This window comes from Micromonospora sp. NPDC047762 (genome assembly GCF_043204655.1).
In the GTDB taxonomy this organism is placed as follows: Bacteria; Actinomycetota; Actinomycetes; order Mycobacteriales; family Micromonosporaceae; genus Micromonospora.
Map to the genome: position 1 here is coordinate 22292 of NZ_JBIDCQ010000004.1, position 25519 is coordinate 47810.

Sequence of the window (25519 nt, forward strand, 5' to 3'; positions counted from 1 at the left end):
CTGCGCGAGCGCAGGCGGAAGGATAGAGGGTATGCAGCTTCGCACCGACCTCCGCAACGTCGCCATCATCGCTCACGTCGACCACGGCAAGACCACCCTGGTCGACGCCATGTTGCGGCAGGCCGGCGCGTACGGCGCACGCGGCGAGAACACCGAGCGGGTGATGGACTCCGGTGACCTGGAGCGGGAAAAGGGCATCACGATCCTGGCCAAGAACACCGGTGTGCGGTACCTGCCGGCCGACGGCTCCGACCCGGTCACCATCAACATCATCGACACCCCCGGCCACGCCGACTTCGGTGGCGAGGTGGAGCGCGGCCTGACCATGGTCGACGGTGTGGTGCTGCTCGTCGACGCCAGTGAGGGCCCGCTGCCGCAGACCCGCTTCGTGCTGCGCAAGGCGCTGCGGGCCCGGATGCCGATCATCCTGGTGATCAACAAGGTGGACCGTCCGGACGCCCGGATCAAGGAGGTCGTGGACGACACCTACGAACTCTTCCTCGACCTGGACGCCGACGAGGAGCAGATCGACTTCCCGATCGTCTACGCCTGCGCCCGCGACGGCATCGCCTCGCTGACCCAGCCCGCCGACGGCTCGGTGCCCGACGACAGCACCTCCCTGGAGCCGCTGTTCCGCACCCTGCTGGACACCATCCCGGCACCGTCGTACGAGGACGGCGCGCCGTTGCAGGCGCACGTCACCAACCTGGACGCCTCGCCGTTCCTCGGCCGGCTCGCGCTGTGCCGGGTCCGCCAGGGCACCATCAACAAGGGTCAGACGGTGGCCTGGTGCCGCACCGACGGCAGCACCCAGCGGGTCCGCATCTCCGAGATGCTGATGACCGAGGGCCTGGAGCGCACGTCGGCCGAGACCGCCGGCCCAGGCGACATCATCGCCGTCGCCGGCATCCCGGAGATCATGATCGGTGAGACCCTCGCCGACGTCGAGAACCCGGTCGCGCTGCCGCTGATCACCGTCGACGAGCCGGCCATCTCGATGACCATCGGCACCAACACCTCGCCGCTGGTCGGCCGGGTCAAGGGCTCCAAGGTCACCGCGCGGATGGTCAAGGACCGGCTCGACAAGGAGCTGATCGGCAACGTGTCCCTGCGGGTCCTGCCCACCGAGCGGCCGGACGCCTGGGAGGTGCAGGGCCGCGGTGAGCTGGCGCTGGCCATCCTGGTCGAGCAGATGCGCCGGGAGAGCTACGAGCTGACCGTCGGCAAGCCGCAGGTGGTCACCCGGGAAATCGACGGCAAGACCTGCGAGCCGGTCGAGCGGCTGACCATCGACGCCCCGGAGGAATACCTGGGCGCGATCACCCAGCTCCTCGCCACCCGCAAGGGCCGGATGGAGCAGCTGGTCAACCACGGCACCGGCTGGATCCGGATGGAGTGGCTGGTGCCGGCGCGCGGCCTGATCGGCTTCCGCACCGAGTTCCTCACCGACACCCGGGGCACCGGCATCCTGCACCACGTCTTCGAGTCCTACGAGCCGTGGTTCGGTGAGCTGCGTACCCGCAACAACGGTTCCCTGGTCGCCGACCGGTCCGGCGCGGTCACCGCCTTCGCGATGATCAACCTTCAGGAGCGCGGCCAGCTCTTCGTCGACCCCACCACCGAGGTGTACGAGGGCATGATCGTCGGGGAGAACTCCCGCTCCGACGACATGGACGTCAACATCACCAAGGAGAAGAAGCTCACCAACATGCGGGCGTCGACCTCCGACGAGACGGAGAAGCTGATCCCGCCGCGCAAGCTCTCCCTGGAGCAGGCCCTGGAGTTCTGCCGCGAGGACGAGTGCGTCGAGGTCACCCCGACCGCCGTACGCATCCGCAAGGTGGTGCTCGACCAGCAGCAGCGGGGCCGCGCCGCCGCCCGCCGCAAGCACGCCGGCTGACCCACCCCAGCACCCGGCACCGGGCGCGTCGACCGCTTGCGGTCGGCGCGCCCGGTCGTTTTCCCCCAGACGGGTACGCGAGCCCACCCACACCTGATCCGCTACGGTCACCGGCATGACCTGGGATGATCTCGACGCCCACCTGGACGGGGTGCCCGGCACCGTCTCCGCGTACGTGGGGCGCCTCGACGCGCCGCCGACCTGGACCCGCCACGCGGACGCCGGCCACTACGCCGCGAGCACCATGAAGGTGGCGGTGCTCGCCGCGCTGCACCGCGCCGCCGAGGCCGGAACCCTGGACCTGGACGCCCCGGTCCCGGTCGTCAACGACTTCGCCTCCGCCCAGCCCGGCGCACCCCGCTTCGCCAACGCGCAGCCCTACGACAACGACGACGCGGTCTGGGACCGTGTCGGCGGCACCGCGACGCTGCGCTGGCTGGCCGACCGCATGATCGTGCGATCCAGCAACCTCGCCACCAACCTCGTCCTCGGCCACGTCGGGCTACCCGCGGTGGCCGAGGTCTGGGCGCTCGCCGGTGCCCGCAACAGCGTCACCGGCCGCGGCATCGAGGACTTCGCCGCCCGCGAGGCCGGCATCACCAACACGGTCACCGCCGCCGACCTGGCCGCCCTGCTCGGCGCACTGGCCACCGGGGCCGACACCCCCGGCCCACTCGCCTCACCGGCGGCCTGCGCCACCATGCTGGACGTCCTGCTCGCCCAGGAACACCGCGAGGACCTCGCCGCCGGCCTGCCCACTAACACCCGCATCGCGCACAAGAACGGTTGGGTACGCGGCGTCCGCCACGCCGCCGGCGTGGTGCTGCCCGACGACGCCCCGCCCTACCTCATCGCCGTCTGCACCACCACCGACCTGGCCGACGGCGACGACCAGGTGGAGGACGACGCCTGCCTGCTGCTCGCGCACATCTCGGCGCAGGTCTGGGCCGCCCGCCACCACCTCTGACCCCACAGCCTCGGCGGTGATGCCAGCACCGCCGACTGCGGCTACGCTGCTCGCACCCCCACCCCGGAGCCGCCGATGCCCCGCAGTCGCACCGTGCTGATCGCCTTCCTCGTCGTGACGGCCGCGAACCTGCTGGCCAACGCCACCGGCGGCGGCCTGGCCTTCCTGCTCACCAAGCCGCTGCTGATGCCGCTGCTGGCCGCGTACCTCTGGCGGGTCAGCGCCGAACGCGCGGCCCGACCGGACCGGCTGCTGCTCGCCGCGCTGGCCTTCGCCACCGGCGGCGACATCGCCCTGATGATCGACGGAACCGGCTGGTTCCTCGCCGGCATGGCCTGCTTCCTCGGCACGCACCTCTGCTACCTCGCGGCCTTCACCCGACGCGGCGCCGCGACCGCGCTGCGCCGTACGCCGCTGGCCGCCGTCCCCCTGGGGTACGCGGCGCTGACCGTCATCGCGCTGACCTGGATGTGGGCCGGGCTCTCCGATGCCGGGCTGGCCGTACCGGTGGCCGGCTACGCGATCGCGCTGGCCGCCATGGCCAGCACCGCCGCCACCCAGGGCTGGCGGGTCGGTGTCGGCGCCGCGCTCTTCCTCGGCTCCGACCTGCTGATCGCCGCCGGGGTGGCCGAGGTGGCCCAACCACCCGGCGCGCCGGTGCTGGTCATGGCGACCTACGCCGCCGGCCAGGCACTGATCGTCACCGGCTGCGCCGCCCGCACCGGCACACCCACCGACGCACCGGTCACTCCAGCAACTGCGCCCGCAACGCCCTGAGGTCGGAGTCGGTGAGCCCCAGCCCGTCGCGCAGGTACGCGTCGAACGAGCCGTGCACCCGACGCACCTCGGCGTAACCGGCGTCGAGATACTCGGCGCGGACCTCCAGCACCGGCACCACCGCGTCGACGTCCAGCTCGGGATTTCGCCGACGCATCGCCTCGACGATCACCGCCCGCAGGCTGTCGGTCAGCTCGTTGTTGCGCAGGTAGTCGGCGCGAACGGCCGACTCGTCCACCCCGAGCGCCGTCAACAGGATGACGGTCAGCCAACCGGTGCGGTCCTTGCCGGCGGAGCAGTGGTAGAGCAGCGGCAGATTTTCCGGGCGGGACGCCAGCCGCACCGCCTCGGCGAAACCGACCCGCGCCGACTCACCGGTGACGAACCAGCGGTAGATCGCCGACATCGCCCCCGCCGTGCCCTGCCGGGCCAGCTCGGCGTACGCGTTCAGGTCGTGTCCGAGCAGCACCGCCGAGACGTACGTGAAGACGGGGTGCTCCGCGTCGTGCACCGGCAGGCGCACCACCCGTGGCTCACCGGCGAACCGGTCCTCCGGCGCGACCGCGATCTCCGAGGCGTCGCGCAGATCCACCACGCACGCGGGCCCCAGCTTCGCCAGCACCGGCAGGTCCTCGTCGGTCAGCCGACCCAGCGCCGGAGTGCGGATCAACTGGCCGACCCGGACCCTCCGCCCGTCCGCGCCGACGAGCCCGCCCAGGTCACGCGCGTTCGGCGCACCCACCAGCTCCCAGCCCTGCTCGGTCATGCGGTCTCCCCTCCGAAGGTGAACCTCCGTATAGGGTGCCTGACATGACGATCTCGGCGGTACGCACCCACCGGGTTTCCGCCCCCTTACACACTCCGTTCGTCACCGCGCTACGTCGCACCACCACAGTGGACACCCTGGTCGTCGAACTCGTCGACAGCGACGGCCGGTCCGGCTTCGGTGAGGCGCCGCAGGTCTGGCAGGTCACCGGCGCGTCGGTCGCCGGCGCACAGGCGTGCGTCCGCGAGCTGCTCGGCCCACGGCTGATCGGCCGTGACCCGGACGACCTGGTGACCCGGTGCGCCGAGGTGCAGCGCGCCGTGGTCGGCAACGAGGCCGCGAAGGCGGCGGTGGACGTCGCCCTGCACGACCTCGCCGCGCGGCGACTGGGCGTACCCCTGGTGCGGTTGCTCGGGGGCACCACGCTGCGGGTCCCGACGGACGTCACGCTGGCCGCAGGCGACGCGGTGGACCTGGCGACCGCGGCACGGCAGCGCCAGGCCGACGGCTTCGGCGTGCTCAAGTTGAAGGTCGGCACCGACGCGGCCGGTGACCTGGACCGGGTACGCGCGGTCCGGGCGGCCGTCGGCCCCGGCACCCGGATCCGGCTGGACGCCAACCAGGGCTGGACGCCCCGGGAGGCGGTCCGGGTGATCCGCGGCATCGAGGACGCCGGGCTCGACGTGGAGTTGGTCGAGCAGCCGGTGGCCCGCTGGGACCTGGACGGGCTGGCCTGGGTCAGCGACCGGGTGTCCGTGCCGATCCTGGCCGACGAGGCGGTCTTCGGGGTCCGTGACCTGGTGGAGGTGATTCGTCGCCGGGCCGCCGACCTGGTCAACGTCAAACTGGCCAAGTGCGGTGGACTGCACCCGGCCCGCACCCTCCTCGACCTGGCCTCCGCGCACGGCCTCGGCACTGTGGTCGGCTCGATGATGGAGAGCCAGGTCGGCATCGGGGCGGCCGCGAGCCTGGTCGCCGCGTACGGCACCACAGCGGTCCCCGACCTGGACGCCGCCTGGTGGCTGGCCTGGTCACCGGTGCAGGGCGGCATTCGCTACGACGGGGCGACGGTGGTGCTGCCGGATGCCCCTGGCCTGGGCATCTCCGGCCTCGCTGAAGCAAAAGTGCAGGCCCATGGTTGATGGCTGTCGGTTTCTTTCATAGGGTTCCCCTGGACAGCCGACACGATCTGGGGGTTGACGTGGAGCTGCAACCGGGCCGCGAGGCCGTCGTCCGGGTCGCCGTGGCGACGCTGTGGACCTCCCCCGAGGCCGTCCGCCCGGTCGACCGTCCGGCGCTGACCGCCGGCGCCGACATCCCGACCTGGGTCTCCGGGATGGACACCGACCAGCAGGTCGGCGACTGCGTGCTGAGCCAACTCCTGCTCGGCGAACGGGTCCTCGTCAGTGAGGTACGCCCGGACGGCTGGGCCCGGGTCGTCGCCGTCGAACAACCAGCCGCCAAGCTGGATCCCCGCGGCTACCCGGGTTGGCTTCCCGCCGAGCAGTTGGCCGTTCTCGACCCGACCCACACCGGTATCGACCACCCGCTGGTGGTGGACGCCACGGTCACCGGGCTGCACGCCGCCCCGAACGGGCCGGTGGTGCTGCCCGGCGTCGTCGTCGGCACCAGGCTCGTCCCGGCCGGCCCCGCGCTCGACGACTGGCGGCCGGTGCACGTCCCCGGTCGGGCCACCCCGCTCTGGCTGCCCGACCGCCACCTGGTGTCGTCGGCGGTCGCGTCGCCGGCCGCCGCGCAGGCGCTCGCGGTGGCACAGCGCCTGCTGGACGTGGTCTACATCTGGGGCGGTCTCTCCGCGCACGGCATCGACTGCTCGGGGCTGGTGCATCTGGCCTGGCGGCGGTTCGGGGTGCTGCTGCCCCGCGACGCCGACGATCAGGCAGTGGCCACCACCCCACTGTCGTTGGGCGCGGAACGCCCCGGCGATCTCTACTTCTTCGCCCGACCGGGCCGCAAGATCCACCACATCGGCATCGTCACCGCCGCCCCCGGCGACGGCGGCCAGCGCCGGATGCTGCACGCCTGCTACCGGCGGCGGCGGGTCATCGAAGAGGAACTGCCGGCAGACCGGACCGCCACACTGGTGGGCGCGCACCGGGTCTAGGGCGGGTCTCTGTCGACCCGAGCCGGAGTCGCAGGTGTGCGGACCCGGCACGGGCCGGCCAGCACTTCCGACACCGGCCGGGTGCCTGTCCGCACCCGGCCGGTGACCGGTCAGTGTCGGGCGTCGGCCAACTCGCGACGCCGGTCCCGGGAGGACTTCACCAGGCTGGCGGCGGTGGCGATGCCCAGGGTGCCGATGATGACCAGCAGCGACAACCAGATCGGGATGTGCGGTGCCCAGCCGACGTGCTCGCCACCGTTGATGAACGGCAGGTTGTTGTCGGCCAGTGCCTCCAGCACCAGCTTGACCCCGATGAACCCGAGCACGACGGCCAGGCCGTAGCTCAGGTAGATCAGCCGGTCCAGCAGGCCACCGAGCAGGAAGTAGAGCTGCCGGAGGCCCATCAGCGCGAAGACGTTCGCGGTGAAGACCAGGTACGGCTCCTGGGTGATGCCGAAGATCGCTGGGATCGAGTCCAACGCGAAGATCAGGTCGGTGGTGCCGATCGCGATCATCACGATCAGCATCGGGGTGAACAGCCGCTTGCCGGCCACCTGGGTGGTCAGCTTCGCGCCGTCGTAGTCCTTCGAGATCGGCAACGCCTTGCGGCTCCACCGGATCAGCACGTTCTCGGAGAACTCGTCCTCGTCCGGCTCACCCTGCCGGGCCAGGTTCACCGCGGTGTAGATCAGGAACGCGCCGAAGATGTAGAAGACCCAGGAGAACTGCGTAATCAGCGCCGCACCTGCGGCGATGAACCCGCCGCGCATCACCAGCGCCAGCACGATGCCGACGAGCAGCACCTTCTGCTGGTACTGCCGAGGCACCCCGAAGCGCGCCATGATGATCACGAAGACGAAGAGGTTGTCCACCGAGAGGCTGTACTCGGTGAGCCAGCCGGTGTAGAACTGGCCGGCCGCGCTGGCCCCTGAGGTCAGCCAGACACCCGCACCGAAGAGCAGGGCGAGGCCGACGTAGAAGGCGACCCAGAGGCTCGACTCCCGCACACTCGGCTCGTGCGGGCGCCGACCGATGATCAACAGGTCGACGAGCAGGACCGCAGTCAGTGCGACAAGCGTCCCCGCCCACACCAATCCGGACACGTCCAACGTTCATTCCTCCGGCAGACACGCGGCGTCGGGCACACCGTACGCCCCTGCGGGAGCCGGCGTGCCACTGTCGCTCACTCTGGTGACTGTCGGAGGTCTCTTCCGCCGCCGCCCCTGGGGCCGGCGACCTACGGGGCCGGGTCGGGCACCGTGGTTCCGGCGATCGACCGTGCTGACGACTCCGTTGCGGGGGAATACTCCCCTCCTCAATGACCATTGTTGCCCACCACGCCCCGTGATCACACCCCGGGCACCCGGTGGCGCCGGACACCACTCGATGCGTCCCACCGCACACCCGCTAGGGCTTCCTAGGAGGCTAGTGCACGTCGGGTGCGGCGATCGGGTCGGCGAGCGACCAGCCGGCAGCGAGCAGGTCGTCGCAGGCCCGCACCGCCGCGGCCAACCGATCGGCGTGCGGCCCGGTCAACTCCACCACCGGCACCCCGCACCCGGCCAGCTCGGCCCGAAAACGCTCGGTCATCCAGGCCCGCAGGTGCTCACCGTCGCGCAGCCCGTCATCGGTGAACGGCACCCCCCGGTGATCCGTCAGCAGATACAGCGCCGGCCGACGGGCCGCCGCCCGCACCTCCTCGGACGCGCTGCCCAGGTAGCGCTCCTCCCACACCGCCGTCGCGCGCGCGTCGGTGTCGCAGACCAACAGCGGCCCGCTCGTCCGGGCCGCCGCGTCCTCGGCGACCTGCTGCTCGCGCACCACCGCGCGGAAGTCGTCCCGGTCCCAGGCAACGTCGAAGACGGTCGCCTCCGGCGCTCGTTCCCGCAACCCGGCCAGCTTGCGAGCGGTCAACTCCCGGCCGTACTCCGGCACCCAGGACGTGCCGTAGTGCCCGGCGAGCGCCGCCGCCATCGTCGTGGTCCCGGTCGACTCGGCCCCGACCACCACCACCCGGCGGGCGAACCACGCCCGCACCGGCGGGCTCAGCCACCGCCAGTGACCCGCCGGGTCCGCGCGCACTGCCGTCCCGGACACCGGCACAGTCCGCCGGTCCGGATCAACCGACACGGGTACGGCATGGAAGCGGCGCGCCAGCTCGACGCCGTACGCCTCAGAGGAGAAGACCGCGTCCACCGACACCGACCCGACCGCCTCGCGGAACACCGCGCAGTGCGCGTCCCAGACCGCCGGATCGGCGTAGTCCACCGGGTGGTCGTCGTACCGGCCGACGACACGGACCCACGGCGTGTCCGCGTGCACCTCGCGCAGCCAGTCGAGGCGCAGCGGAAGCGGAATGGACTCCCGACGCGAGGGCGCCACGACGACGGTCACCTCGGCGCAGCGGGCGGCGGCGGCCCGGATCAGCGCGTGGTGCCCGGCGTGCGGCGGATAGAACTTGCCCACCACCATCCCGTGCCCGAACTCGGCGGCGGACCGACGCGCCGGCCCGCGTGGTGCCGGCGGCCGGCCGGATGTCGCGGGGCTCACGCGGTGACCGGGGCCGGGCCCGGCGGGACCGCGCTCGGCCGGTCGGCCCGACGCAGATCGGCGCGCCAGGCCCGCAACCCGAGCACGCACAGGGCGAGGAAGACCAGGTAGAGCACGGCCGTCAGGTGCAGCCCCTTGTACGCGTACAGCGGGATGTAGATCAGGTCGGCGGCGATCCAGAGCCACCAACTCTCCACCCGCTTTCGGGTCTGCCCGTACGTGGCCAGCAGGGACAGCGCCGTGGTCAACGCGTCCGGCAGCGGCACTGTCGAGTCGGTGGCCCGGTCCAGCAGGACCCAGAGCGCGCCGGTGAGCAGCAGCCCGGCGGCGGCCAGCCCCAGCCACTCCCGCCGCCCCGTCCGGCTGACCGTGAGCCGGGTGCGCCGCTCGCCCCCGAACAGCCAGTGCCACCAGCCGTAGCAGCCAAGCGCGACGTAGACGACCTGGAGCCCCGCGTCGGCGTACAGCCCGGCGGTCCAGAACAGCAGCATGAGCAGCAGCACGTTGGCGATGCCGATCGGCCAGTTGGCGATCTTCTGCCGGGCCACCAACCACACGTTGAGCACACCGGTCCCGAACCCCAGCAGCTCCGCCCAGGTGGTGCCCGTCCCGGCCACCCGAAACGCGGTGCCGGTGAGCCAATCGATGATCACGAGGCCACCCTAGGGTCCGTGTCAACGCCCTCTGTCGGGCCGAGGCGGAGTCCAGGCAGTGGTCCGGCACGGACCCGCGACACCGACCGCCCCGACCGCCGTGGGAGGCTGTCCGACATGGTGCTTGAGGTCGCGTTGATCGACGTACTACCCGGACACGAGGACGCGTTCGCCGCCGCGTACGCCGAGGGTCACCCGGTGCTCGCCGGAGCGACCGGCTGCCGGTCCGTGCGGATGACCCGAGGAATCGAGTCACCGACCCGGTTCGTGCTGCTCGTCGAATGGGACTCGGTCGAGGCGCACGAGAACAACTTCCGGGCCACCGAACGGTTCGACGCGTGGCGGGCGCTGATCGGGCCGCACTTCGCGGGACCGCCCATTGTCGAACACTTCCTCGACGTACCGGCCTGAGCCGAGCTGTCGTACCCCGCGGTTATCGTGCCGGGCGCACGCGCCGGCTGCCGGTCCCGACGGGCTCGGGGGCGCCGGGCCCGGTGGCCGCGCGGCGCGTCACCGTCGGCACCGGTCAACACTCACTCGCCGACGCGACGGGCCAGCGCGGTGACCGTCTCCTCCGGTGACAGCGCCGCGGCCAGCAGCGCCGCGGTCATCCGCTCGTAGCGGTCGACGTCGAGCACGGTGGCCAACCGGACGTCGGTGGTCAACGCCTCGAGCATGACCGTGCGCGGGTCCGCCGGGTCGGGAAAGGCGTAGCAGGAATACGGTGTGAGCGGATGCAGCCCGCCACCGGCCGCTCCGCGTGGCAACAACCGCACCGTCACGTGGGACAGGCCGGTCACGGCGACCAGGTGACGCAGCTGTTCACGCCAGACCGCCACCGGCAGGTCACCCGGGTCGCAGACGGCCTCGGCGAGCACCGCCGTGTAGCGCGGTGGGTACGCCCGCCGAAGCACCTCCTGCCGCAGTGCCCGCGCGCGCACCTCGGCCTCCACATCGACGTCCGGCGTGAGCTGGACGCCGGCGCTGACCAACACCCGGGCGTACGCGGGCGTCTGGAGCAGCCCCGGCACCACCGACGGCTGGTACTCGACGATGTCGGCGGCGCCCGCCTCCAACTCGGCGTAGGTGCGCTGCCGTTCGCTCATCTCGCCCAGCGTCTTCCACCAGCCTCGACTGGTCGCCGCGTCCCGGGCGATGACGATCAGCGCCTCCCGGGCGGGCGTGGGCACCTTGTAGACGTCCAGCAGGTCGAGCACGTCGGCGAGGTCCGGGCGACTCTGCCCCAGCTCGATGCGGGACAGCTTCGACGTCGAGGCCCAGCCCAGCCGGTCGCAGACCTGCTCCAGGGTCAGCGACTCGCGCCGACGAAGTTGGCGCAGCTCTGCGCCGAGACGTGCTCGTCGAATGACAGGACTTGTTGGCAGCGGCATCCCGGCCTCCCCACCGAGGGAGACTACGCAGGACGATCACCCAGTGCAATAGCTCGCTCGCGCACCGCAATCAGGGTATTCGACACCGCTGGCCGGACCGGCTCGCCGGAGCAGATCGTTTCCGCAGGTCAGCGCGGTTGCGGGTCGCGAAGGCTGGTCCCGGCGGGCCGACCATCCCCGATCGGCGTGGCCGGACTCAGGGTCGGTAGGTGCCGAAGGACCAGACGTAACCGGCCAGATCGCGGGCCGCGTAGTCACGGGAGCCGTAGTCGGTGTCGAACGGCTCGCGGATGATCTCGGCGCCGGCCGCGCGGGCCCGGGCGCAGTGGGCGTCGACGTCCGGCACGGCCACGTAGACCGACCAGTCGTCGTCGGCCGGCCGGGGCGGGGCGTCGGCCCGACCACCCAGCATGATCATGCCGGTGTCGAGGACCAGCTCGGCGTGCGCGACCGCACCGTCCGGCGCCTCGTGCACGGCGTGCACCCGGAAACCGAAGGCGGCACCGAGCCAGTCAATCGCGGCGCGGGGATCGGGATAACGGAAGATCGGATAGATGGTTCGCATGACCCCATTCTGCGGCCGGTGGCGCGGCTCCGGATTGGACGAATGTGACCTCGGCGGGTCGCCGAACCGGGTCCGGTCGGCCGGCGGCCGTCAGCGGCCGGAGAGCAGCGCGGCCGGCGTGGCCCCCGCGAACTCGTGGAAGTCCCGAATCAGGTGGGACTGGTCGTAGTAGCCGCAGCCGGCCGCCACGGCGGCCCAGTCGACTCCCCGCCCGGCCCCGCCCGCCTGGGTCGACGCGTCATGAGCCTGCTGGAAACGCAGCAGCCGGGCAGCCATCTTGGGCGGCAGGCCGACCTCCTGCCGGAACCGGTTTGCGAGGTGCCGGCGGCTCCAGCCCAACTCGTCGGCGAGCACACCGACGCTCCCCCGCCCATCGCTGGCGGCCAGCCACCGCCACGCCCAGTCGAGCCGCGGGTCCACCGGTGGGGACGCCGCCAGCCGGGCGGCGAGCACCCGGTCGAGGAGGTCGAACCGCTCCGACCAGCCGGTGGCCTCGGCGAGCCGGTCGCGCAGCCGATCCAGCCAACGGCCCGGGAGCTGCCCGACGCCGACGGCCCGATTGGTCAGCTCACCCAGGGGCAGACCGAGAAGCCGGCGGGCGGCCAGGGGGGCGAGCAGCAACTCGACGCCCTCCCCCACGCCCACGGTGCGCGTGGTGCACCAACTGTCGAAGGTGCCGGCCACGAACGAGTCGACAGCGGTGACGCCACGCTGAGCGCTACGCGGGTCGGTCACGTCCAGCGGAGCACCCCAACCCAGTATCAGCACCACGAAGACGCCCGCCGACTGCCGACGGACCAGCGGCACGTCCGCCCGCTCCCGGTAGCCCACGTACCTGTCGACGAACGGACGCACGCTGGCGTCGGGCAGCCCGAAGACCATCTCGCCGATCGGCGCCACCGCCGTCAACAGTGCCCGCCCTTCGCGTGCCCCGGTCGGCCGGGCCCGAGCGGTGCGCTTGGCGGGGCCGACCGGGTGGCCGTCACTTCACGCCGGCGGCGTCCATGCCGCGCAGCTCCTTCTTCAGGTCGGAGACCTCGTCGCGGATCCGGGCCGCCAACTCGAACTGGAGCTCGCGGGCGGCGGCCAGCATCTGGTCGTTGAGCTCCTGGATGAGCTGGGCGAGGTCGGCGCGGGCCATCCCCTCCCGTGAGGTGGCGCTCGCGGCGGACCGGCTCCGGCTGCGGGTCTCCTTGACCGGCGCCTTGCCTCGGGAAAGCTGACGCACCGCGCCGCCGACCCGGGAGTTTTCGGTGTCCTCCGCCTCACGGTAGATGTCGTCCAGGATGTCGTGGATCTTCTTACGCAGCGGCTCCGGGCTGATGCCGTGCGCCTCGTTGTGCGCGATCTGCTTGGCCCGACGCCGATCGGTCTCGTCGATCGCCGCCGCCATCGACGGGGTGATCTTGTCGGCGTACATGTGCACCTGGCCGGAGACGTTACGGGCGGCCCGCCCGATGGTCTGGATCAGCGACCGGCCGCTGCGCAGGAAGCCTTCCTTGTCGGCGTCGAGGATCGCCACCAGCGACACCTCGGGCAGGTCCAGACCTTCGCGGAGCAGGTTGATGCCGACGAGCACGTCGTAGTCACCCTTGCGAAGCTCGCGCAGCAGCTCCACCCGGCGCAACGTGTCGACCTCCGAGTGCAGGTAGCGCACCCGGATGCCGTTCTCCAGGAGGTAGTCGGACAGGTCCTCGGCCATCTTCTTGGTCAGCGTGGTGACCAGCACCCGCTCGTCCCGGTCGGTCCGCAGCTTGATCTCGTGCATCAGGTCGTCGATCTGGCCCTTGGTCGGCTTGATCACGACCTCCGGATCGACCAGACCGGTGGGTCGGATCACCTGCTCGACGAACTCGCCCTGAGCCTGCTCCATCTCCCAGGTGCCGGGGGTCGCGGAGAGGTAGACCATCTGGCCGACCCGCTCCAGGAACTCGTCGAAGCGCAGCGGCCGGTTGTCGGCCGCGCTGGGCAGCCGGAAGCCGTGGTCGATGAGCATCCGCTTACGGGACGCGTCGCCCTCGTACATGCCGCCGATCTGCGGGATGGTCACGTGCGACTCGTCGACCACAGTGAGGAAGTCGTCGGGGAAGTAGTCGAGCAGGGCGTGCGGCGGGCTGCCGGGCAGCCGCCCGTCCATGTGCATCGAGTAGTTCTCGATGCCGGAGCAGAAACCCACCTGCCGCATCATCTCGATGTCGTAGGTGGTGCGCATCCGCAGCCGCTGCGCCTCCAGCAGCTTGCCCTGCCGCTCCAGCTCGGCGAGGCGCTCGGCCAGCTCGACCTCGATGTCACGGATCGCCCGTTCCATCCGCTCCGGGCCGGCCGCGTAGTGGGTGGCCGGGAAGATCACCAGCTGGTCGACCTCGCGGACCACGTCACCTGTCAACGGGTTGAGGTAGTAGAGCTTCTCCACCTCGTCACCGAACAGCTCGATCCGGATCGCCAGCTCCTCGTACGCCGGGATGATCTCCAGCGTGTCGCCGCGAACCCGGAAGGTGCCCCGCTGGAAGGCCATGTCGTTGCGGGTGTACTGGATGTCGACCAGACGGCGCAGCAACTGGTCGCGGTCGAGCTCCTGCCCGATCTGCACCTTCACCGCCCGGTTGAGGTACTCCTCCGGAGTGCCCAGGCCGTAGATCGCCGAGACGGTCGCCACCACGATCACGTCGCGGCGGGTGAGCAGCGACATCGTCGCCGAGTGCCGTAGCCGCTCCACCTCCTCGTTGATCGAGGAGTCCTTCTCGATGTAGGTGTCGGTCTGCGGGATGTACGCCTCGGGCTGGTAGTAGTCGTAGTACGAGACGAAGTATTCGACCGCGTTGTGCGGCAGCAGCTCGCTGAACTCCTTGGCCAGCTGTGCGCAGAGCGTCTTGTTCGGGGCGAGCACCAGGGTGGGGCGTTGCAGCCGCTCGATCAGCCACGCCGTGGTGGCGCTCTTGCCGGTGCCGGTCGCGCCGAGCAGCACCGTGTTGCGGTCGCCGCGCCGAACTCGGCGCTCAAGGTCATCAATGGCCGCCGGTTGGTCGCCGGCCGGCTGGAAGTCACTGACGACCTGGAAGCGGCTGTCCAGCCGGGGAATGTCGAGCGCCATGCCATCAACGGTACGCCGGAGGTCCGACAGGAACGGCCGTCACGCCAGGTACGTGATCGGCTTCAATATTCCCATTGTGTGGCCCATGTCACCGGGACTACCCTCTTCATGTAGGCCGCTCGCGGCGGCCGACCGGGCCGGTGGCCAGGCCAACATCACGGCCGGTCACCCCCGGCACTGCGGTCGCAGCACCCGGCTCGTCCGGCGTGCGCACCCGTGTGGTCGCGCTCGAGGCGCAGACCGGCCGCCGCGAGCGCCCCTGCTCGTCACCCCGGTGCCTCCCCGCCCGTTTCATCTCCGTGGACACCTCTCCGACCCCGGCGCCCGACACCGCCCGCACCGCCGCACCCCCGCCGGACGACCCGAGCACCAGCAAGGGCCCGGCCAGCGGCAGCGGCCCGAGCACCGGCAAGGGCCCAAGCACCGGCAAGGACACGACCGGCGGCAAGGGCACGGCCAGCGGCAGCGGGCGGCACCGCACCGGCCCGGCCGGCGGCACCCCGGCGGCCGGGCGAACCGACGACGCCAGGAACACGTCCACGGCCGGCCGAACCACCGAGACCGGTAACAGGCCCACAGCCGGCCGGTCCGCTGGCGGCGCGCGCCGAGCCACCGCCGGCCACAGGACCAACGACACGCGGCGGGCCGCCGCCGAGCGGAGCCTCGCGGAGAACCGCGGGACCACCCGCAGCGGCGACACCCCGGACACCACTGACACCACCGAGGCCGCCGACACCGCCGGGCCGCCCTCGGCCGGCCGTCGTCGGCGTACGGTGCTGCTGTTGCTCGGTCTGACGGCGGTGACGTCCGCGACGGCGCTGGTACTCGGGCTGTTGAGCTGGGCGCCCGACCCGCCCGAGCCGGCCCGGCCGCTGACCCTGGCGGAGGGTGAGCGGCTGGCCGCCGTGCGGGTCACCAACCTGCGGGACCTGCGCGCCGGCGTGCGGGTCACGGCCGGTACCGGCGCCGCCCGCCTCGAACTGGTGGGCTGGGTGGACTGGTCCCGGTCACTGCTCTACCTCGACGTGGGCGGGCCGGGAGCGGGTGCCGAACGCGGGCTGCTGCAGAGGAGCGGTCCCGTGCTGGTGATCCGGCCCGATCCGGCGGCGGTGCCCACTCCCGCCGCACCACCACTGATGCCCCCGACGGACCGATGGCAGCTGCACCGACCGGCACCCGGGGCGCACCTGGCACCGGTGCTCGACCTGCTCCTCGATCTCGCCGCCGACCGCCCCGACCCCACGACCCGGACGGCACCGTCCGACGGGGCGCGGTGGATCGCCCGCGAGGCCGTCCCGGCCGGCCCGCTGGACGTCATACAGGCACCACTGCCCAGCGGCACGCCAGCCGCCAGCACGGCCATCGGCACCCCCAGCGCCGCGACGCCCGCCCCGGACGGACAGACCCGGTACTGGCTCGATCAGGACGCCAGGCTGCACAAGCTGGTAACCGTGCTGCCCGGCACCGGGCCGGTCACGATGACCTTCAACCGCGAGGACCGGCCGACACTACGACCGGTGGACGCACTCGGCGGTCGCCCCGGTCTGCCCCGCGCGCTGACCGACGCCGAGCAACGTCGGCTCGACCGGCTGCCGGCCCGGCTCCGCGCTCACGGCGGTGCCACCGTGACGCTGACCGCACCGATGGGCACTGAGACGAACCTGCGGGGCGCAGGCTGGTTGAGCTGGACCGCGCGCAGCGCGTACCTCGCGGTCGCCGACCTGGGCGTACCGGATCGCCGGACCCTGCTGCGCCGCGACGCCGCCGGCCTGGCCCGGGCGGACCTGCCCGCGGCCGACGGTGGCGGCGGCACCGCGGAGGCGCCGGCCCGGCCGCCGCTACCGCCCCCGACCGGGGGATGGCGCGTCTCCCGGCCCGCCCGAGACGACCTGAGTGTGCTGGTCGACGCCGCGATAGCCACCGGGTCGGTCGGGCAGCGCGGCGCGGCCGTGCGGGTACGCGAGGACGTCATTGCCGGACGAACAGTGGACGTCATCGAGTCGGGCCCGGCCGACGCGCGGCTGCGTTACTGGCTCGACCGGGACGGGTCGCTCCGCCGGCTCGAGTTGCAGACCGACGCCGGCGCGTGGGCACACCTGGATCTTCAGCCCGCCGTCGTGCCCCGACTGGCTGCCAACCCTCGGCCCTCGGCCTCTCGCTCTCCGGCCCCTCGGCCCGGTGCCCGCTGACCGATTCCTCAGGGACGCCAGCCGGTCTGCGCGGCCCACTGCTCGGCCCGCAGGTACTCCTCGTCGAACCACGGGTTGCGGCCCGTCCCGGAATCGCCGGCCACCGGGGCCGCGTCGATGAGATCCCGCTTGAGCAGCAGATACGTGGCTCGCTGATCCGGGTCGGCACGCAGATGGTCGCGCATCAACAGCGCGTACCGCCAACCCGGCGAATCCGCCACCCGCACGTGCAGACGGACAGGGCGGGCCGGGTCGGCACTACCGTGCAACCGCTTCTCCCAGCGGCCCCTGCCGGCCGGACGCGGGTCGTCCCACCACTGCCCCGGCACCCGTGGGAACCCGGCGTTCGCCAGCCGATCGGCCAACGGCCCGTCGGCGTCGGCGAGGCTGGCGACAGCCACCTGCACGTCGATGACGTTCTGCGTGGCCAGGCCGGGCACCGCCGTCGAACCGATGTGATCGATCCGGAGGGCACTCGAGCCGAGCGCGCGCTGGATCCGGGCGGCCAGCCGCTCGTACTGCTCCGGCCAACTCGCGTCGGCCCAGGCCAACTCGGCCTCGTCGGGCGGGACCACCCTCCGCTGGCGCAGATTGTCCTCATAGGGCACCAACCGCTGCTTCCAGAGCAGGTCGACGGCTTCGTGCAGCGCCGTCAGGCTCCCGTCGTTGGTCAGCACCACGTCCGCCGCCGCCCGGCGGCGGGCGTCGTCGGCCTGGGCGGCGATCCTCCGCTCGGCCTCCGCGCGACTCATCCCCCGGTCACGCGCCAGCCGCTGCAGTCGGGTCGCCACGGCCGTCTGCACCACGACCACCAGGTGGTACGTCGGCGCGAGACCCACCTCGACCAGCAGCGGTACGTCGTTGACGACTATCGCGTCGGGTGCCGCCGCGGCGGCCAGTTCCGCGGTGCGGGCCCGGACCCGGGGGTGGGTGATCGCCTCCAGCCGACGACGGGCGGTTTCGTCAGCGAACACCACCGCTCCCAGTGCGGCACGGTCCAGTGCGCCGTCGGCGTCCACCACCGCGTCGGAGAAGGCGGCGACGATCTCAGCCAGCCCGTCCGTACCCGGCGCCACCACCTCCCGGGCCACCCGGTCCGCGTCAATCAGCACCGCGCCCCGCTCGACGAGCCGCGCGGCCACCGCGCTCTTTCCTGACCCGATCCCGCCGGTCAACCCCACCCTCAGCACCCGAACAGTCAACCGGATCGACAAGCCGGCCGCCAACCCACCCACAGCCCGGCGACCTCGCCACCACCCCACCCCGGGACTCGGCCATCCCCGGCTTCGACCGGCCCCCGCCGCACCCACAGGGGCCACCTACGCACCGCACCCCGCACGCCACGTCCCGCGCCAAGATCACCGCAGCATCAGGGATGTTGCTGCCTCCGACGCCCGCGAGACAGCAACAGCCCTGATGTTGCGCGGATCATGACGACGAACCCCGCCCCCGGAGACACCGGGAGCGGGGTTCGGGACGCCCACGACCGCCAAGATCGTGCTCGAACCAGGATGTAGTGGTCTACGGCGTTGGGGAGGCCCCTACATCATGGATCGAGCACGATCTTGGCGAGCCGGCGGAGCGGCGGAGCGGTCGGCGGCCGGCGGGGCGGTCGGCGGATACGGCGAGGGCCCCGCCCCCAGCGATCCGGAGATCGCGGGGGCGGGGCCCGTCGTCGTTCAGCGGGTCACTTACCGCCGGCGAGCTTCTCCCGCAGTGCGGCGAGCGCCTCGTCGGTGGCCAGCGTGCCGGCCGGCTCCTCGGCCTGCCGGCTCGGGGCCGGGCTGGACGAGGAGGTGGTGCCACCGCCGCCGGCGCCGCCAGCGGCCGGAACGGCCGGAGTCGGGTTGGCGGCAGCCTCGGCGTCGGCGGCCCGAGAGGTCTGCACCTGCTTGGTGTGGGCCTCCCAGCGCAGACGAGCCTCGGCGTACTGGTTCTCCCAGGTCTCGCGCTGCTTGTCGTACCCCTCGAGCCACTCGCCCGTCTCCGGGTCGAAGCCCTCGGGGTAGATGTAGTTGCCCTCGGTGTCGTACGTCGCGGCCATGCCGTAGAGGGTCGGGTCGAAGTGCTCCTCGCCCTCGACGAAGCCCTCGTTGGCCTGCTTGAGCGACAGCGAGATCCGGCGACGCTCAAGGTCGATGTCGATGACCTTGACCATGACCTCGGAGCCAACCTGGACGACCTGCTCCGGGATCTCCACGTGGCGCTCGGCCAGCTCGGAGATGTGGACCAGACCCTCGATGCCGTCGTCCACGCGGACGAACGCACCGAACGGAACCAGCTTGGTGACCTTGCCCGGCACGATCTGCTGGATCGCGTGGGTGCGGGCGAACTGCCGCCACGGGTCTTCCTGGGTCGCCTTCAGCGACAGCGAGACCCGCTCGCGGTCCAGGTCGACGTCCAGGACCTCGACCTCCACCTCCTGGCCGACCTCGACAACCTCGGACGGGTGGTCGATGTGCTTCCAGGACAGCTCGGAGACGTGCACCAGACCGTCGACGCCGCCCAGGTCCACGAAGGCGCCGAAGTTGACGATCGAGGACACGACGCCCTTGCGGACCTGGCCCTTCTGCAGCTTGTTGAGGAACTCGGTGCGCACCTCGGACTGCGTCTGCTCCAGCCAGGCCCGGCGGGACAGGACCACGTTGTTGCGGTTCTTGTCCAGCTCGATGATCTTGGCCTCGAGCTCCCGCCCGACGTACGGCTGCAGGTCGCGCACACGACGCATCTCGACCAGGGACGCGGGCAGGAAGCCGCGCAGCCCGATGTCGAGGATGAGGCCGCCCTTGACCACCTCGATGACCGAACCGCGGACGACGCCGTCCTCGTCCTTGATCTTCTCGATCGTGCCCCAGGCCCGCTCGTACTGTGCCCGCTTCTTGGAGAGGATCAGACGACCCTCCTTGTCCTCCTTCTGGAGGACCAGGGCCTCGATGTGGTCGCCAACCGTCACAACCTCGGCGGGGTCCACGTCGTGCTTGATCGACAACTCCCGAGAGGGGATGACACCCTCGGTCTTGTAGCCGATGTCGAGCAGGACCTCGTCCCGATCGACCTTGACGACGGTGCCTTCGACAATGTCGCCGTCGTTGAAGTACTTGATGGTCTCGTCGATCGCGGCGAGGAATGCCTCCTCGGAACCGAGATCGTCGTGGGTGACCCGGGTGGCGCTCGAGGGGGCCTCGATGCTGCTCGTCATGTGGGCGGTTGCTCCGGTCGGTGGGTTGTCACAGCAGGCTGGTGTGTCGCAGTGACCTGTTCGCGCCAGCGGATCCGTCGCCGGGCACACCGAACGATCGCCTAGTGAGATCATGATGTGGCTCCGTCGACCGCGCACCTGCTCCCTGCCGAGGCAACGCGATCCGCGAGCGCATCGTCTAGCCTACCGTGCGCATTACCACAGCGTGCAAGCCCTCCCGGGTTCTCTTCGTGCGATGACCTGCGAAAGCCGAACAATCGCCCGGAAAACACCGCTGCTGTCTCCTGCGTCACAGCAGCCCCTGCCGCCCCGTCGGTGCGCACCACGGGCCGCGCCTGGTCGCCCCGGCTTCCTGGGTGTTCGCTGCGGTGTCGCTGCCGGCCCGCCGGCGCGGTTCGAAGCGGCTCGGACACCGCGACGTCTCCCAAAGCCGGGTGGATCAAGCCCACCGCGCGAGGAGTCGCGCAGATCCTGGACGCGCCGCCGTGCCCAATGGGCTGGGCGGGGCCTAGCGTGAGCGCGTGGATGACGACAGCCGGGTTACCCGGCGCCGGGTGGGTGACGCCGAGGCCCGGCGCGCCAACCGCGGCTGGTGGGACACCGACGCCGACGACTACCAGGCCGAACACGGTGCGTTCCTCGGCGACGTGGACTTCGTGTGGTGCCCCGAGGGCCTGCGCGAGGCCGACGCCCGGCTGCTCGGCGACGTGTCGGGGCGGCGGGTGCTGGAGGTGGGTGCCGGCGCCGCGGCCGCCGCCCGCTGGCTCGCCACCCAGGGTGCCCGGCCGGTCGCCTTCGACCTGTCCGCCGGCATGCTGCGGCACGCCGCCGAGGCCGCTGACCGCACCGGGGTACGCGTACCGCTGGTGCAGGCCGACGCGCTCGCCCTGCCGTTCGCCGACCGGTCGTTCGACGTCGCCTGTACCGCGTTCGGCGCGATCCCGTTCGTGGACGACTCGGCGGCGCTGCTCGCCGAGGTGCACCGGGTGCTGCGCCCGGGTGGCCGGTGGGTGTTCTCGGTGACCCACCCGATGCGGTGGATCTTCCTCGACGACCCCGGCGAGGGCGGCCTGACGGCCGTGCACTCGTACTTCGACCGCTCCCCGTACGTCGAGCAGGACGAGACCGGCGTGGCCACCTACGTCGAGCAGCACCGCACCCTCGGTGACCGGATCCGCGAGCTGGTCGGTGCCGGGTTCCGGCTGTTGGACCTGGTGGAGCCGGAGTGGCCGGAGGGACACGAGGGGATCTGGGGGCAGTGGAGCCCACTGCGCGGACGACTCTTCCCCGGCACCGCCATCTTCGTCACCGAGAAGCCCGCCGCGTGAGCGCCGCACCCGTTGTCCGACGTGCGAGCCATCGACCGCCGGTAGGCTCGTGCCCATGAGCGCCGAGCCCGTCCCGACATCACCTGGCCCCTGGTGTCCGGATCCGATGCGGCAGCAGCGTGCCGACTACACGCTGGAGGACCTGCTCACCCTGCCGGCGGACGCCCCCCGCGTCGAACTCGTCGACGGAGTTATCCAGGTGACACCCTCCCCCACCCTGGGCCATCAAGACATCTCGTTTCTGCTGCGTATGTGGCTCCACACGCACGCGCCGGCCCACCTGCGGGTCTCACAGGCCGTCGGAGTCGGGCTCAGCCCCAACACCAGCCGTCAGCCGGACGTCCTGGTCTGCCGCGCTGAGGTGCCGTCCAACCGATCTACCCTGCGGCCATCAGACGTCCTGCTCGCCGTGGAGATCGTCTCGCCGGGAACGCGACGGATCGACCGGTTCGCGAAACCGGGTGAGTACGCCGCCGCGGGCATCCCGTTCTACTGGCGGATCGAGCAGGACCCGGTGCACGTGTACGCGTACCGGATCGGCGATCGGGTGGGTCCGGGCGGTGAGCGGCAGTACGAGCTGGTCGCCGACGGTGCCGACGTGATCGAGTTGGCTGAGCCGTTCGACATTAAGCTGCCGGTCGCCGAGATCACGCCGTAGCCGTTTCGCCCCAGCCGGGTCGGGTAGCCGAGGACCATGGCCGAACCGAGATTCCACAAGGGCGACCATGTCTCCTGGTCGGCCCACGGCAGCCGCGCGTACGGCGTGGTGCAGGAGACGATCACCGAGCGGACCAGGGTCAGCGGGCGCGCGGTGAACGCGGCCCCCGACGACCCGCAGTACCGGGTCCGCAGTGAGGGCACGGGCCGCGACGTGGCCCACCGCCCCGAGGCGCTGCGCCATGAGTAAGAGTGACGAGGGCCGGGACACCTACCGGGAGTTCACCGAGGCGGTGAACATGAAGCCCGGCGAGCTGTCCACGTGGCTGGAGACCGACGAGTCGAAACAGGTCGGCTGGCACAAGGGCGGTCGTGCGGGTGGTGGCGAGTCCGTCGGGCACGAGTCCGGCCGGAAGATCATCAACTTGCTCCGTCGCAAACGCGGCGATCTGTCCGAGGGCGACTACAAGCACATGCGCAAGGTCGTCGGCTACGTACGCCGGCACATGGCGCAGCGCCCGTCCGGCAACGTCCGCGACACCAAATGGCGCTGGTCGCTCATGAACTGGGGCCACGACCCCATGAAGTAGTCAGGGGTTCCGGGGCACCCCACACCGCAACCCCCACCACCACAAGCACAAAGATCAGTGATCGGCGCTGTTCCAGTCCCGGCCCAGACCGACCGACACCTCCAGCGGCACCGACAACGGGTGAGCCTCGCCCATCTCCCGCCGGACCAGGGCCTCCAACGCTTCCCGCTCACCCGGCGCGACCTCGAAGACCAACTCGTCGTGCACCTGCAACAGCATCCGTGAGCCCAGCCCAGCCTCGCGGAGCGCGGTGTCGACGTGCAGCATCGCCACCTTGATGATGTCGGCGGCGGAGCCCTGGATGGGGGCGTTGAGCGCCATCCGCTCCGCGATGTCACGGCGCTGCCGGTTGTCGCTGACCAGGTCGGGCAGGTAGCGGCGTCGGCCGAGGATGGTGGAGGTGTAGCCGTCCTGGCGGGCCCGGGCGACCACCTGCTGGAGGTAGTCGCGCACCCCACCGAAGCCGGCGAAGTAGTTCTCCATCAGCCCGCGCGCCTCTTCGGTGCTGATGCTGAGCTGTTGGGACAGGCCGAAGGCGCTCAGGCCGTACGCCAGGCCGTAGTTCATGGCCTTGATCTTGCGGCGCTGGTCGGGGGTGACCTCGCCGAGCGGCACCCCGAAGACCGACGAGGCGGTGGCGGCGTGGAAGTCGGCGCCGGAGTTGAACGCGTCGATCAACGCGTCGTCCGAGCTGAGGTGCGCCATGATGCGCATCTCGATCTGGCTGTAGTCGGCGGTGAGCAGAGACTCGTAGCCGTCTCCCACCACGAAGGCCCGACGGATCCGACGGCCCTCCTCGGTGCGGATCGGGATGTTCTGCAGGTTGGGCTCGGTGGAGGAGAGCCGACCGGTGGCCGCCACGGTCTGGTTGAAGGTGGTGTGGATCCGGCCGTCGTCGGAGACCGACTTCAGCAGCCCGTCAACTGTCGACTTGAGCTTGGCAACGTCGCGGTGACGCAGCAGGTGGGCCAGCACCGGGTGCGGCTGCTGCGCGTAGAGCCACTGCAGGGCGTCGGCGTCGGTGGTGTAGCCCGTCTTGATCTTCTTGGTCTTCGGCAGACCCAGTTCGGTGAAGAGGATCTCCTGCAACTGCTTGGGCGAGCCGAGGTTGAACTCCCGACCCACCGCCTCGTACGCGCCCTGCGCGGCGGCCTTCACCTCGGCGGCGAAGTGGGCCTCCAGCTCGGAGAGATAGTCGGTGTCGGCGGCGATGCCGGTGCTCTCCATGGTGGCCAGCACCCGCATCAGCGGCAGCTCCACGCCGGCCATCAGCCGGGCGGACTGCTCGCCGTCGCGGGACAGCTCGGCGTCGATCGCGTCAGCCAGGTCGAGGGTGGCGCGGGCCTGGAGCATCAGGTTCTGCTCGACCACCCCTTCGTCCCCGAGGCCGTCGAGGGTGAGCTGGCCGGACTCCGGGACGTCCACCCGCAGCTCCCGGTGCAGGTAGCGCAGCGCCAGGTCGGTCAGGTCGTAGGACCGCTGATCGGGGCGGGCCAGGTACGCGGCGATCTGGGTGTCCCGGACGATGCCGGCGAGCTGCCAGCCGTGCGCGGCGCAGGCCAGCACGGCCGGCTTGCTGTCGTGCAGCACCTTGGGGCGCTGCTCGTCGGCCAACCAGCCGGCCAGGGCGCCCTCGTCGGTCGGGTCGAGCCTTGCCGGGTCGAGCCAGGCCGCCGCGCCGCCGGCGGTGGCCAGCGCGAGACCGGTGATCGAGGCGGTGTGCCGGCGGTTGGGGCCGGTGTCGAGTTTGACCGCCAACCCGACCGGGGTGCCGGTCGGGACGTGCGTGGTCAGCCACCCGGCCAGCGCGCCGGGCTCGGTGAGCACCTCGCCGGTGAGGTCGAAGCCGGACTCGGCCTCCGGCTCGACCGCCTCCAGGTATTGATAGAGGCGGTCGCGCAGGATGCGGAACTCCAGGGTGTCGAAGACCTGGTGCACCGCTTCCCGGTCCCAACCTGTCCAGCGGCTGTCCTCCGGGCGTAGCGGCAGCTCCAGGTCGGAGACGAGGCGGTTGATCTCGTAGTTGCGGATCACGTCGGCGAGCCGCTCCCGCAGGCTGTCGCCGGCCTTGCCCTTGATCTCGTCGGCCCGGGCGATGACGCCCTCCACCCCGCCGTACGTGGTGATCCACTTGGCGGCGGTCTTCGGGCCGACGCCCGGGATGCCGGGCAGGTTGTCACTGGTCTCGCCGACCAGCGCGGCGAGGTCCCGGTACTGCTGTGGCGTAACGCCGTACTTCGCCTCGATCGCCGCGGGGTCCATCCGGGCCAGGTCGGAGACGCCCTTGCGCGGATAGAGGACGGTGATCTGATCGTCGACCAGCTGGAACGCGTCGCGGTCACCGCTGCTGATCAGCACCGACATGCCCTGGTCGCGGGCCTGGCAGGCGAGCGTGGCGATGACGTCGTCGGCCTCGAAGCCCTCTTTCTCCACCACGGGGATCTGCAGCGCGGCCAGGACCTCCTTGACCAGGCTGACCTGGCCCTTGAAGTCGGTCGGGGTCTCGCTGCGGCCGGCCTTGTACTCCGCGTACCTGTCGGTGCGGAAGGAGTGGCGGGAGACGTCGAAGGCCACCACGATGTGGGTGGGTTGCTCGTCGCGCAGCACGTTGATCAGCATCGAGGTGAAGCCGTACACCGCGTTGGTCGGCTGCCCCGTCGTGGTGGAGAAGTTTTCCACGGGCAGGGCGAAAAACGCCCGATATGCCATGGAATGTCCGTCAACGAGAAGCAGGCGCGGCGTCGTAGCTGTCACGGCAGCGACTCTAGTCC

At 71.4% G+C, this 25519-nt stretch carries 21 protein-coding genes and 1 pseudogene; 11 read left to right on the forward strand and 11 right to left on the reverse strand.

What is annotated here, in order from left to right:
- Positions 1-31: 31 nt before the first annotated feature.
- The 3 genes from typA (at position 32) to ACGF3C_RS14100 (ending at position 3644) form a co-directional block, all read left to right on the forward strand.
- Positions 32-1900, forward strand: coding sequence for a translational GTPase TypA (gene typA, locus ACGF3C_RS14090; protein WP_357200533.1), 1869 nt, complete (start codon positions 32-34; stop codon positions 1898-1900).
- 115 nt (positions 1901-2015) lie between these two features.
- On the forward strand, positions 2016-2867 hold the full coding sequence (locus ACGF3C_RS14095) for a serine hydrolase (protein WP_357229488.1): 852 nt from the start codon (positions 2016-2018) through the stop codon (positions 2865-2867).
- A 75-nt stretch (positions 2868-2942) separates the two neighbouring features.
- On the forward strand, positions 2943-3644 hold the full coding sequence (locus tag ACGF3C_RS14100) for a lysoplasmalogenase (protein WP_357229491.1): 702 nt from the start codon (positions 2943-2945) through the stop codon (positions 3642-3644).
- Here ACGF3C_RS14100 and ACGF3C_RS14105 read toward each other — a convergent pair.
- The gene (locus ACGF3C_RS14105; RefSeq protein ID WP_357229493.1) at positions 3613-4410 is read right to left on the reverse strand and encodes a tyrosine-protein phosphatase; all 798 of its coding nucleotides are present in this window, start codon (positions 4408-4410) and stop codon (positions 3613-3615) included. The two genes, ACGF3C_RS14100 and ACGF3C_RS14105, sit on opposite strands and share 32 nt — an antisense overlap.
- A gap of 44 nt (positions 4411-4454) precedes the next feature.
- Here ACGF3C_RS14105 and ACGF3C_RS14110 point away from each other — a divergent pair, with 44 nt between their 5' ends.
- Both ACGF3C_RS14110 and ACGF3C_RS14115 read left to right on the forward strand, forming a co-directional pair.
- Complete coding sequence (locus ACGF3C_RS14110; RefSeq protein ID WP_357200521.1) at positions 4455-5552, forward strand: dipeptide epimerase; 1098 nt, start codon at positions 4455-4457, stop codon at positions 5550-5552.
- A 59-nt stretch (positions 5553-5611) separates the two neighbouring features.
- Positions 5612-6535, forward strand: coding sequence for an NlpC/P60 family protein (locus ACGF3C_RS14115; protein WP_393221984.1), 924 nt, complete (start codon positions 5612-5614; stop codon positions 6533-6535).
- A 110-nt stretch (positions 6536-6645) separates the two neighbouring features.
- Here ACGF3C_RS14115 and ACGF3C_RS14120 read toward each other — a convergent pair whose 3' ends face one another.
- From ACGF3C_RS14120 to pnuC, 3 genes are all read right to left on the reverse strand, one after another.
- On the reverse strand, positions 6646-7644 hold the full coding sequence (locus ACGF3C_RS14120) for a TerC family protein (protein ID WP_357229499.1): 999 nt from the start codon (positions 7642-7644) through the stop codon (positions 6646-6648).
- 316 nt (positions 7645-7960) lie between these two features.
- Positions 7961-9085, reverse strand: coding sequence for an AAA family ATPase (locus ACGF3C_RS14125; RefSeq protein ID WP_393221987.1), 1125 nt, complete (start codon positions 9083-9085; stop codon positions 7961-7963).
- Positions 9082-9738, reverse strand: a complete 657-nt coding sequence (pnuC, locus tag ACGF3C_RS14130; protein ID WP_357229505.1) for a nicotinamide riboside transporter PnuC — start codon at positions 9736-9738, stop codon at positions 9082-9084. The genes ACGF3C_RS14125 and pnuC overlap by 4 nt, the downstream gene beginning before the upstream one ends.
- Before the next feature lie 117 nt (positions 9739-9855).
- On the opposite strand from pnuC, the gene ACGF3C_RS14135 reads away from it, so the two are divergent.
- Positions 9856-10149, forward strand: a complete 294-nt coding sequence (locus tag ACGF3C_RS14135; RefSeq protein WP_357200510.1) for an antibiotic biosynthesis monooxygenase family protein — start codon at positions 9856-9858, stop codon at positions 10147-10149.
- Positions 10150-10271: 122 nt separating this feature from the next.
- On the opposite strand, the gene ACGF3C_RS14140 is transcribed toward ACGF3C_RS14135, so the two are convergent.
- From ACGF3C_RS14140 to uvrB, 4 genes are all read right to left on the reverse strand, one after another.
- A complete protein-coding gene (locus tag ACGF3C_RS14140) occupies positions 10272-11129 on the reverse strand; it encodes a helix-turn-helix transcriptional regulator (protein ID WP_357229508.1) in 858 nt (285 codons plus the stop codon).
- Between the two features lie 196 nt (positions 11130-11325).
- Complete coding sequence (locus ACGF3C_RS14145; RefSeq protein WP_357229510.1) at positions 11326-11694, reverse strand: VOC family protein; 369 nt, start codon at positions 11692-11694, stop codon at positions 11326-11328.
- 90 nt (positions 11695-11784) lie between these two features.
- The gene (locus ACGF3C_RS14150) at positions 11785-12594 is read right to left on the reverse strand and encodes a helix-turn-helix domain-containing protein (protein WP_393221992.1); all 810 of its coding nucleotides are present in this window, start codon (positions 12592-12594) and stop codon (positions 11785-11787) included.
- An 82-nt stretch (positions 12595-12676) separates the two neighbouring features.
- A complete protein-coding gene (uvrB, locus tag ACGF3C_RS14155; RefSeq protein WP_357230845.1) occupies positions 12677-14785 on the reverse strand; it encodes an excinuclease ABC subunit UvrB in 2109 nt (702 codons plus the stop codon).
- A 299-nt stretch (positions 14786-15084) separates the two neighbouring features.
- On the opposite strand from uvrB, the gene ACGF3C_RS14160 reads away from it, so the two are divergent.
- Positions 15085-16974: a hypothetical protein gene (locus tag ACGF3C_RS14160; RefSeq protein ID WP_393221996.1), complete on the forward strand. Its 1890-nt coding sequence runs from the start codon at positions 15085-15087 to the stop codon at positions 16972-16974.
- Positions 16975-16982: 8 nt separating this feature from the next.
- On the opposite strand, the gene coaE is transcribed toward ACGF3C_RS14160, so the two are convergent.
- Both coaE and rpsA read right to left on the reverse strand, forming a co-directional pair.
- The gene (gene coaE / locus ACGF3C_RS14165; RefSeq protein ID WP_393221999.1) at positions 16983-18164 is read right to left on the reverse strand and encodes a dephospho-CoA kinase; all 1182 of its coding nucleotides are present in this window, start codon (positions 18162-18164) and stop codon (positions 16983-16985) included.
- Between the two features lie 497 nt (positions 18165-18661).
- A complete protein-coding gene (rpsA, locus tag ACGF3C_RS14170) occupies positions 18662-20173 on the reverse strand; it encodes a 30S ribosomal protein S1 (protein WP_221309705.1) in 1512 nt (503 codons plus the stop codon).
- A gap of 521 nt (positions 20174-20694) precedes the next feature.
- Here rpsA and ACGF3C_RS14175 point away from each other — a divergent pair.
- The 4 genes and pseudogenes from ACGF3C_RS14175 to ACGF3C_RS14190 form a co-directional block, all read left to right on the forward strand.
- Positions 20695-21501 (forward strand): class I SAM-dependent methyltransferase, encoded by an 807-nt coding sequence (locus tag ACGF3C_RS14175; RefSeq protein WP_354947970.1) that lies wholly within the window; start codon positions 20695-20697, stop codon positions 21499-21501.
- 106 nt (positions 21502-21607) lie between these two features.
- Positions 21608-22159, forward strand: a complete 552-nt coding sequence (locus ACGF3C_RS14180; RefSeq protein ID WP_357234809.1) for a Uma2 family endonuclease — start codon at positions 21608-21610, stop codon at positions 22157-22159.
- A gap of 36 nt (positions 22160-22195) precedes the next feature.
- The gene (locus ACGF3C_RS14185) at positions 22196-22408 is read left to right on the forward strand and encodes a DUF2945 domain-containing protein (protein WP_357234806.1); all 213 of its coding nucleotides are present in this window, start codon (positions 22196-22198) and stop codon (positions 22406-22408) included.
- A pseudogene (locus ACGF3C_RS14190) lies at positions 22401-22745 on the forward strand (DUF3140 domain-containing protein); the annotation flags it as partial. The gene ACGF3C_RS14185 and the pseudogene ACGF3C_RS14190, both read left to right, overlap by 8 nt.
- A 57-nt stretch (positions 22746-22802) precedes the next feature.
- Here the strand turns inward: ACGF3C_RS14190 and polA are convergent.
- Entirely contained in the window at positions 22803-25502 is a 2700-nt protein-coding gene (gene polA / locus ACGF3C_RS14195; protein WP_393222004.1) for a DNA polymerase I, read from the reverse strand.
- Between the last annotated feature and the right edge of the window lie 17 nt (positions 25503-25519).

Bases quoted from the DNA above. Each gene is read 5' to 3' on its own strand.
- ACGF3C_RS14140 (WP_357229508.1), bottom strand. From the start codon at position 11,129: ATGCCGCTGCCAACAAGTCCTGTCATTCGACGAGCACGTCTCGGCGCA.
- rpsA (WP_221309705.1), bottom strand. From the start codon at position 20,173: ATGACGAGCAGCATCGAGGCCCCCTCGAGCGCCACCCGGGTCACCCAC.
- ACGF3C_RS14145 (WP_357229510.1), bottom strand. From the start codon at position 11,694: ATGCGAACCATCTATCCGATCTTCCGTTATCCCGATCCCCGCGCCGCG.
- ACGF3C_RS14100 (WP_357229491.1), top strand. From the start codon at position 2,943: ATGCCCCGCAGTCGCACCGTGCTGATCGCCTTCCTCGTCGTGACGGCC.
- ACGF3C_RS14185 (WP_357234806.1), top strand. From the start codon at position 22,196: ATGGCCGAACCGAGATTCCACAAGGGCGACCATGTCTCCTGGTCGGCC.
- ACGF3C_RS14105 (WP_357229493.1), bottom strand. From the start codon at position 4,410: ATGACCGAGCAGGGCTGGGAGCTGGTGGGTGCGCCGAACGCGCGTGAC.
- typA (WP_357200533.1), top strand. From the start codon at position 32: ATGCAGCTTCGCACCGACCTCCGCAACGTCGCCATCATCGCTCACGTC.
- ACGF3C_RS14180 (WP_357234809.1), top strand. From the start codon at position 21,608: ATGCGGCAGCAGCGTGCCGACTACACGCTGGAGGACCTGCTCACCCTG.
- uvrB (WP_357230845.1), bottom strand. From the start codon at position 14,785: ATGGCGCTCGACATTCCCCGGCTGGACAGCCGCTTCCAGGTCGTCAGT.
- ACGF3C_RS14095 (WP_357229488.1), top strand. From the start codon at position 2,016: ATGACCTGGGATGATCTCGACGCCCACCTGGACGGGGTGCCCGGCACC.
- ACGF3C_RS14135 (WP_357200510.1), top strand. From the start codon at position 9,856: ATGGTGCTTGAGGTCGCGTTGATCGACGTACTACCCGGACACGAGGAC.
- ACGF3C_RS14110 (WP_357200521.1), top strand. From the start codon at position 4,455: ATGACGATCTCGGCGGTACGCACCCACCGGGTTTCCGCCCCCTTACAC.